Genomic DNA, 7,314 nt, shown 5'->3' on the forward strand with positions numbered 1-7,314 from the left:
CGCTCGAAGAGCGACTTCGACCAGAAGTAGCCGAGGGCGGACAGGCCCACGCACCAGGCGATGGCGAGCCACCCGTTGTGGCCGATCTCCGTTCCGAGGAGCAGTCCGCGCAGGGTCTCGATGGCGGGGGTGAAGGGCTGGTACTCGGCGATCGGCTGGAACCAGCCCGGCATGGAGTCGGCCGGGATGAAGGCGCTGGAGATGAGCGGCAGCAGGATCAGCGGCATGGCCATGTTGCTGGCCGCCTCGGCGTTGGGACTGGCCAGGCCCATGCCGACCGCGATCCAGGTGAGCGCCAGGGCGAACAGCGCGAGCAGTCCGAACGCCGCCAGCCACTCCAGTGCCGTCGCGTCGGTGGACCGGAAGCCGATGGCCGCGGCGATGGCCCCGACGAGGACCAGGCTCATGAGCACCTGCAGCACGCTGCCGACCACGTGCCCGATGAGCACCGAGCCGCGGTGGATCGCCATGGTGCGGAAGCGGGCGATGATGCCCTCGGACATGTCGGTGGAGACGGACACCGCGGCCCCGATGACGGTGCTGCCGATGGTCATCAGCAGGATGCCGGGGACGATGTAGGCGATGTAGTCGGAGCGGTCGGCGCCGCCGCCTCCGATGCCCGTGCTCAACACGTCGCCGAAGATGTAGACGAAGAGCAGCAGCATCATGACCGGCGTGAGCAGCAGGTTCAGCGTCAGGGACGGATAGCGCCTGGCGTGCAGCAGATTGCGGCGCAGCATCGTGTTCGAGTCGCGGACGACGAGGGACAGGGCGCTCATCGGGCAGCCTCCTTGTGCTTGTCGGTGCCGCCGGTCAGGGCGAAGAAGACGTCGTCGAGGTCGGGGGTGTGCACGGACAGCTCGTCCGCCTCGATACCGGCCGAGTCCAGCCAGTCGAGAAGGGAGCGCAGTTCGCGCTGGGTGCCGTCGCTGGGGATGCGCAGGGTCAGCGCGTCGTCGTCGCGGTTGGCCTCGTGCAGCGTGGCGACGGCGGTCTGGTAGGCCGCCGGGTCGGTGAAGCGGAGCCGGACGTGCCCGCCGGGGATGAGCCGCTTGAGCTCCTCGGCGCTTCCCTCGGCGGCGATCTTGCCGTTGTTCAGCACGGCGATGCGGTCGGCGAGTTCGTCGGCCTCCTCCAGGTACTGGGTGGTGAGGAAGACCGTGACGCCGTCGGCGAGCAGTTCGCGGATGATCTGCCACATGTTGTGCCGGGAACGTGGGTCGAGGCCGGTGGTGGGTTCGTCGAGGAAGATGATCCGCGGGTCGCCCACCAGCGTCATCGCCAGGTCCAGGCGGCGCTTCATACCGCCGGAGTAGGTCGAGGCGGGCTTCTTCGCCGCGTCGGTGAGGTCGAAGCGCTCCAGCAGTTCCGCGGCGACGCGCCGGCCCTCCTGCCGGGGCAGGTGCTGCAGGTCGGCCATGAGGAGCATGTTCTCCTCCCCGGTGATCAGGCCGTCGACGGCGGAGAACTGCCCGGTGACGCCGATCGCGGCGCGCACGGCGTGCGGCTCGGTGGCGACGTCGTGGCCGCCGACGCGCAGCTCACCGGCGTCGGCGGTGATGAGCGTGGAGAGGATCTTGACGGCGGTGGTCTTGCCCGCGCCGTTCGGCCCGAGCAGGGCGAACACGGACCCGGTGGGGATGTGCAGGTCGATGCCGTCGAGGACGGTCTTGTCACCGAAGGACTTGCGCAGCCCGACGGCCGAGATCGCGGCCGGGGGCGGCGCGCTCTCACCCTTCCTGGACGTGGGCATGACAGAAGGAGACATGGAGCACTCCCTTTCGGAGGCTGTCGTGACGGGGGATGAGCGGTGTGCGGGTGGTGTTCAGGCCCGGGCGCGGCGGATGTCGATGTTGCCCCAGTTGGACCGTGCGTGGACCCGGACGGTCTCCTCGGTCTCCTCCGGCGCGTCGGACGCGGACAGCGTGTTGCGCACCTGCCCGCGCTTGGAGCTGACGTCGAGCCAGGCGGCGGTGCCCTCGCGGACGCCGACCTCGATCGGGCCGTTGGAGGTCTCCAGGTGGACGGTGCCGCGCGCGACGTCGTTGACGCGGAGGTGGCCGTTGGTGGTGGTACCGGTGACCGACGACTCGACACGCGCGATGTCGACGCCACCGTTGACGCCGTTCACGCGCAGTTCGCCGGTCACGGCGTCGACGGTGGTGCTGCCGTGGGAGTTCTTCAGGACGGCGGGCCCGTTCACGACTCCGATGCGCAGGTGGCCGGAGTTGGTGGTGATCTCGGCCATGCCCTCGACCCGGTCCACCGTGATGGAGCCGTGCGAGGCGGACAGCTGGAGCGGTCCGGTCGTGTCGAGCCGGACGTCGCCGGCCGCGGTCTTGAGGCGGACCTCGCCCAGCCGGCCCTCGCCGAGCACCTCGGCACTGGCGCCGGAGACGTCGATGTGCGAGCCCGTGGGCAGTTCCACCGTCACGTCGACGGTGCCGGAGCGCCCGACGAGGTTGGCCTTGGGGGTCCTGAGGGTCAGAGTGCCGTTCGCGTAGGAGATCTCGGTCTGCTCCACCACGCGCGCGTCCTGGTCGCGCTTGGGGTCGCGGGGTTCCACCGCGACGACGGTGTCCGTGCGGTCGCCGGCGGTGAACCGGATGGATCCGGAGTAGACGTGGGCCGTGACCGAGATGGGCTCGGGCGTGTCGAAAGAAGGCATGGCGGTACTGTCCTCGTGGGTCGTCGGGCCGCCCCCGCTGGTGGGACGTGGTGTGGGTGGTGCGGTGCGGACGCGAGCGGGGCTAGCGCACCCAGCCCGTCAGGCTCTGTCCGACCGTGCGGGTCTTCTCCGTGGTGCGCGCCGGGGTGCCGCCCTCGACCGCGCCGGCCACCGCCCGGACCAGCCAGGCGTTGACCGAGAGGCCCTCGCGGTTCGCCGCCTCCTCGGCACGGGCCTTGAGGTGGGCGGGCAGGCGCAGGTTGATGCGGGCGGGGCCGCCGCCCTCGCTGTCGGCCGGCACCTGTGCGACGGGCGGTTCGACGGTCGTGACCGGTTCGGTGGGGGTGTCGTCGGCGGGCGGGGGTGTCACGACGAAGTCGGGCTCGAGACCGCGCAGCCGTACGTCGACCGAGCCGGGGGCGAGCTCGCGCGTGATCTCGTCCATGGCGGCGGACAGGACGTTGAGCAGGGTCAGGCGTGTCGCCGACTCCAGCGGGGCGGTGAGACGCTCGGCGAGCTCGCGAGCTTCCTCCCCTCCGGCTTCGGCGGCCACCGCGAGTTCACGGCGGAGGGTGTCGACATACGGGCTGAGGTCCATGCCGTCAGCATGGCACCACAATGGCGCCGTGCGCAAGCCTGAATGGCGCTACGGGGGTGACAGGTTTCCGGACGAGCGTCCTTTCCGTGGCGAGAACAGGCGCGCGGGGCACCTCATGGCGCCACTGGGGGTGCGTGCGCTCCCGCATGCGGGGACGCGCCCGGTGGCACCGGATGGTGCCGCGTGGTGCCATCCATGTCGCCTGGTGACGTCTGGGCTGTGCCTCGGGTCGACCGGACCGAGCGGCGCGTGCCGCGATGAACGGCGGAAGCGTCAGTGCCCCGGCCGCGGACGGTGTCCGGCAGGGCGGCCGGCGGGCGGCGGATCCGGCCCGGTCGTGGACGGGTGGCCGGAGAGGCGACGGACCGGTGCGATCGCGGGTCAGCGCGATCGCACCGGTCCGGGGTGCGACAGGGCGACGGGTACCGTCCGGGCCCGTCCCTCACCGCCGCTTGCGGGCGGGAACCACGAAGCGGGCGTAGACGAGGTCCCGCATGATGTCCTCGCCGCCCTCGACGATGGCCACGTACCGCATGTCGCGGACGAGCTTGCCGATCGGATGCTCCTGCGTGTAGCCGAGACCGCCGAACAGCTCCGAGCCGGTCGACACCACCTCCCAGCCCGCCTGGCCGCAGAAGAGCTTGGCGGCCAGCGCGGAACGGAGCGTGCCGACCCGGTGCAGACCGGTTCCTCCGCCCGCGGCCGCTTCGAGGAGTTCGTCGAACTCCGCCGCGGCCGCCCGGCACTGGTTGCGCATCACGTCGATCAGCGTCTCCATCTGCCCGAGCTTCCCGGCGAACACGGCGTTCTCGGTGAGCGGGGCACCCCTGAGCTTCTTGCCGGCCGCGTAGTCCATCGCCAGGTCCCGCACGCGCCTGGCGATGCCCACCGCGCAGGCGGCGATCAGGATGCGGCTCGCGTTCAGGCTCGCCTCGAGGATGCGCAGCCCGCTGCCGTGGAGGCGGTGCGTGGCGGGAACGGAGCAATCCTCCAGACGCACCCGGTAGGTTCCCGCGCCCCGGACGCCGAGCAGGTCCCAGCGCTTGACGATCTCGACCCCGGGCGTGTCGCGCGGTACCGCGACGACGGCGAAGTCCGCGGCGTCGTCGGCGGACCGGGCGAGGACCAGCAGCAGTCCGGCCGCGTCGGTGTTGGTCGAGAAGTACTTGTCGCCGCTGAGCACCAGCCGGTCACCCTCCGCGCGGAAGGTGGTGCTGATCCTGACCAGCTCGCTGCCGGCCTCCTCCTCACTGCCGAGCACGGCGATCCGGCCGCCCTCGCTCACCAGCGACTCCAGGGCCGGGCGGGCCAGCTCCTCGCCGCCGAAGTGCTGAAGCATGACGCCGCCCAGGACCGGCAGGAAGGCGCCGAAGGCGAACCCGGCGTCACCGTAGGCGAGTTCGGACACGACGTCGACGCTGTCCGTCACGGAAAGGCCCAGTCCTCCGTACGGCCGGGGCACCCACCAGTTGGCCAGGCCGAGGTCGTGCAGCCGTGCCGCCTCGACCGTGGGCTGCTCCGGCAGGCCGTCGAAGTGCTCGTCCTTCCCGGCCAGCTCGGTCGCGGCGAAGTCCCGCACCCGGGCGAGCAGTTCCGCTGTCATGGCACCTTCTCCCTTCGGGGCCGGTCAGACCGGGTTGACGTGGTACATCGGGAAGTAGGAGGCGATCCGGCCGTGCGCGTAGTCGTCGGCGAGTTCCGGCACCCGGTCGAAGTCGTAGACGACCTCCGACCCCTTGGGCGCGATCCAGCCCTCGGCCTCCTGGAAGTCGCGGATGGCGGGCGATTCCTGCAACTGCCACACGTGGGTGTTCACGAGGATGTGGCGGCTGATGGACTCGGCGCCCCGCAGATGGGTCAGGCGCATCCCCGCCTTCCAGCCGCAGGTGGTGACGACCCCCGCGCGGGCCAGCGAGGCCAGGGTGATGTCGTACAGGGGCTGGCCGATGTTGTCCACGAAGATCGCGACCCCCTGGCCGTCGCTCAGCTCGTCGACCAGGTTGCGGAACCTGCGCACCGAGTCCCGGCGCCGCTGGTGGCGTTCCCGGTCCGTGCGCTGCTCCCGGGTGGGCAGCGAGAGGTCGGGAAACAGCCGGCGGTCCACCGGGGTGATCCCGTTCTCCCGCAGGAAGGCGACCCGCTCGTCCGAGCCCGCCGTCATCGCCACCCGGAACCCGGCACGCTTGGCCAGCAGCAGTTCGGCGAAGGCCACACCGCCGCCCCAGCCGAACACCAGGTGGTTCGCCGGGTCGTCGGCCACCTGGGTGCGCCAGCAGCCATGGGCCTTGTGCCAGTTGTCCCAGGCCGTGAAGTAGCGCCCGTACGTCGCCCACTGGGCCAGCGAGTACGGGGTGCCGTCGGGGATGGGCAGCAGCACCCGCACGTCCATCTTCGACCGTTTGGCCAGCAGGCCGATGGTGTGCGGGGCGTCGTAGGCGTAGGCGAGTTCGGCGTAGCCGAAGCGGTCGAGCTTGCCGAACGGCATCAGCATGCACAGGTCTCCCTCGCGGACCCCGGTGTCCCGGCCGCCCGCGTTCACCTGCAGCACGCGCACCACTCCCATGTTGCCGACGACCACCACGTCCTCGCCGCGGCTGCTGCACACGTCGATGGGTGAACGGGCCAGCGCGTGGTCGACGTTGGCCTCCCAGGAGCCGAGGATCGGCTCCACCAGGGCCTCGCCCTCCTCCAGCGGGCCGAAGGTGAACACGTCGCGCCGGAGCGCGCTGCCGGGACTGCCGTCGTGAGGGCCGGTCATCGCGCCGGAGCGCAGGACCCAGGCATCGGGCGAGTAGATGACAACCTCCTGAGTTCGAGTACGGGTCCGGGGCGGGCGCGGTCAGCGGGCCGCGGTTTCCGGCACCCGGTAGTCCACCGCGACCCCGCCCCACGCCTCGCCGGCGCCGTACGCGACGGCTCCGAGCCGGCCCGAGGCGGGCAGGGAGCCGGAGTCCAGCTCCTCGGCGAAGGCCAGGGGGATGGAGGCGGACGACGTGTTGCCGAAGTGCTCGATCCGGTTCACGAAGGGCACGCCGAGATGGGTGGTGAAGCCGCGGACCTGCTCCAGGATGCGGCCGTTGGCCTGATGGCCGACCAGGACGGTCGGCGCCGGACCGTGGTCGAAGAGGTACTGCGCGGACTCCGACATGCGGCGCACGGCCCGGTCGTACACCTGCATGCCGTCCAGATGGATGCCGCCCTCACCGGTCTCCCGCATGAGCGCCTCCTGCGCGCCGTCGCAGCCGGCGACCTGCCGGAAGGGCGCGAACGGCGCGCGGTCCTCCAGCAGGACGGCCGCTGCGCCGTCGGCGAAGATGCACGCCGTCTGCCGGTCCGTGCGGTCCACCAGCCGGGACATGGCCTCCACCGAGCACACCAGAACCGAGCGCGCCTGTCCGGACTCGCAGAGCGAGAGCCCGGTGACCAGTCCGTAGACGAACCCGCAGCAGGCCGCGTTCATGTCGAAGGCGAGCACCGCGGAGTCCAGGCCGGCCTGCCGCGCCACCTGCTGCGCGATGCCCGGGACGCGTTGGCGCACCGACGTGCTGACGACGACCAGGGCGCCGATCGAGGACGGGCCGGACAGCCGGGTCACGATCGGCGCGCACGCCTCCACGGCGACGTCCGTCAGCGGCATCCCGTCCGGCAGCCACGAGCGGGACGCGATGCCGCTGCGCCGCCGGATCCACTCGTCGGTGAGGCCGATCGACGCGAACTCGTCGTTGGTGACCGTCCGTCCGGGCTTGGCCGTGGCGACATCGACGATGCCGGCGCTCACCGCCCGTTCGCCAGCTTCACGAAGTAGCTGCTGAAGTCGTCCAGGAAGGCGAAGGCCGCGGTCTCCTGCAGGTCGCCCTTGACCTGGAGTTCACGCTCCAGCTGCTGGTGCAGCTCGACCAGGTCGAGGGAGTCGAGGTCGAGGTCGGCGACCGGCCGGGTGAGGTCGTCGGGCCCCAGCGCCGGGTCGCGCTCGCGCAGCTTGGCCAGCATCGTGTCCGTGATACGGCTCTCGATGTCACTCATGCTCGTTCTCCGTTCGGGGCGTTCG

Annotated in this window: 8 protein-coding genes; all 8 read right to left on the reverse strand. The window is 71.3% G+C overall.

Features of this window, described 5'->3' with window-relative positions:
• On the reverse strand, nucleotides 1–779 hold a 779-nt coding region (locus RIN80_RS25270), incomplete at its 3' end, for an ABC transporter permease (protein WP_309097953.1).
• Nucleotides 776–1,753 carry an ATP-binding cassette domain-containing protein gene (locus RIN80_RS25275; protein WP_309097954.1) on the reverse strand — a complete coding sequence of 326 codons (978 nt, stop codon included), beginning with the start codon at nucleotides 1,751–1,753 and terminating at the stop codon, nucleotides 776–778. The genes RIN80_RS25275 and RIN80_RS25270, both read right to left, overlap by 4 nt.
• Before the next feature lie 72 nt (nucleotides 1,754–1,825).
• Nucleotides 1,826–2,668: a DUF4097 family beta strand repeat-containing protein gene (locus RIN80_RS25280; protein ID WP_309097955.1), complete on the reverse strand. Its 843-nt coding sequence runs from the start codon at nucleotides 2,666–2,668 to the stop codon at nucleotides 1,826–1,828.
• Nucleotides 2,669–2,750: 82 nt separating this feature from the next.
• Entirely contained in the window at nucleotides 2,751–3,266 is a 516-nt protein-coding gene (locus RIN80_RS25285; protein ID WP_309097956.1) for a toxin-antitoxin system HicB family antitoxin, read from the reverse strand.
• Nucleotides 3,267–3,708: 442 nt separating this feature from the next.
• Complete coding sequence (locus RIN80_RS25290; protein WP_309097957.1) at nucleotides 3,709–4,869, reverse strand: acyl-CoA dehydrogenase family protein; 1,161 nt, start codon at nucleotides 4,867–4,869, stop codon at nucleotides 3,709–3,711.
• Between the two features lie 24 nt (nucleotides 4,870–4,893).
• The gene (locus RIN80_RS25295) at nucleotides 4,894–6,024 is read right to left on the reverse strand and encodes a zinc-binding alcohol dehydrogenase family protein (RefSeq protein ID WP_309097958.1); all 1,131 of its coding nucleotides are present in this window, start codon (nucleotides 6,022–6,024) and stop codon (nucleotides 4,894–4,896) included.
• An 81-nt stretch (nucleotides 6,025–6,105) separates the two neighbouring features.
• Nucleotides 6,106–7,044, reverse strand: a complete 939-nt coding sequence (locus RIN80_RS25300; protein WP_309097959.1) for a ketoacyl-ACP synthase III — start codon at nucleotides 7,042–7,044, stop codon at nucleotides 6,106–6,108.
• The gene (locus RIN80_RS25305) at nucleotides 7,041–7,289 is read right to left on the reverse strand and encodes a phosphopantetheine-binding protein (protein WP_309097960.1); all 249 of its coding nucleotides are present in this window, start codon (nucleotides 7,287–7,289) and stop codon (nucleotides 7,041–7,043) included. The genes RIN80_RS25300 and RIN80_RS25305 overlap by 4 nt, the downstream gene beginning before the upstream one ends.
• Nucleotides 7,290–7,314 lie beyond the last annotated feature (25 nt).

Source organism: Streptomyces sp. (genome assembly GCF_031181705.1).
In the GTDB taxonomy this organism is placed as follows: Bacteria; Actinomycetota; Actinomycetes; order Streptomycetales; family Streptomycetaceae; genus Streptomyces.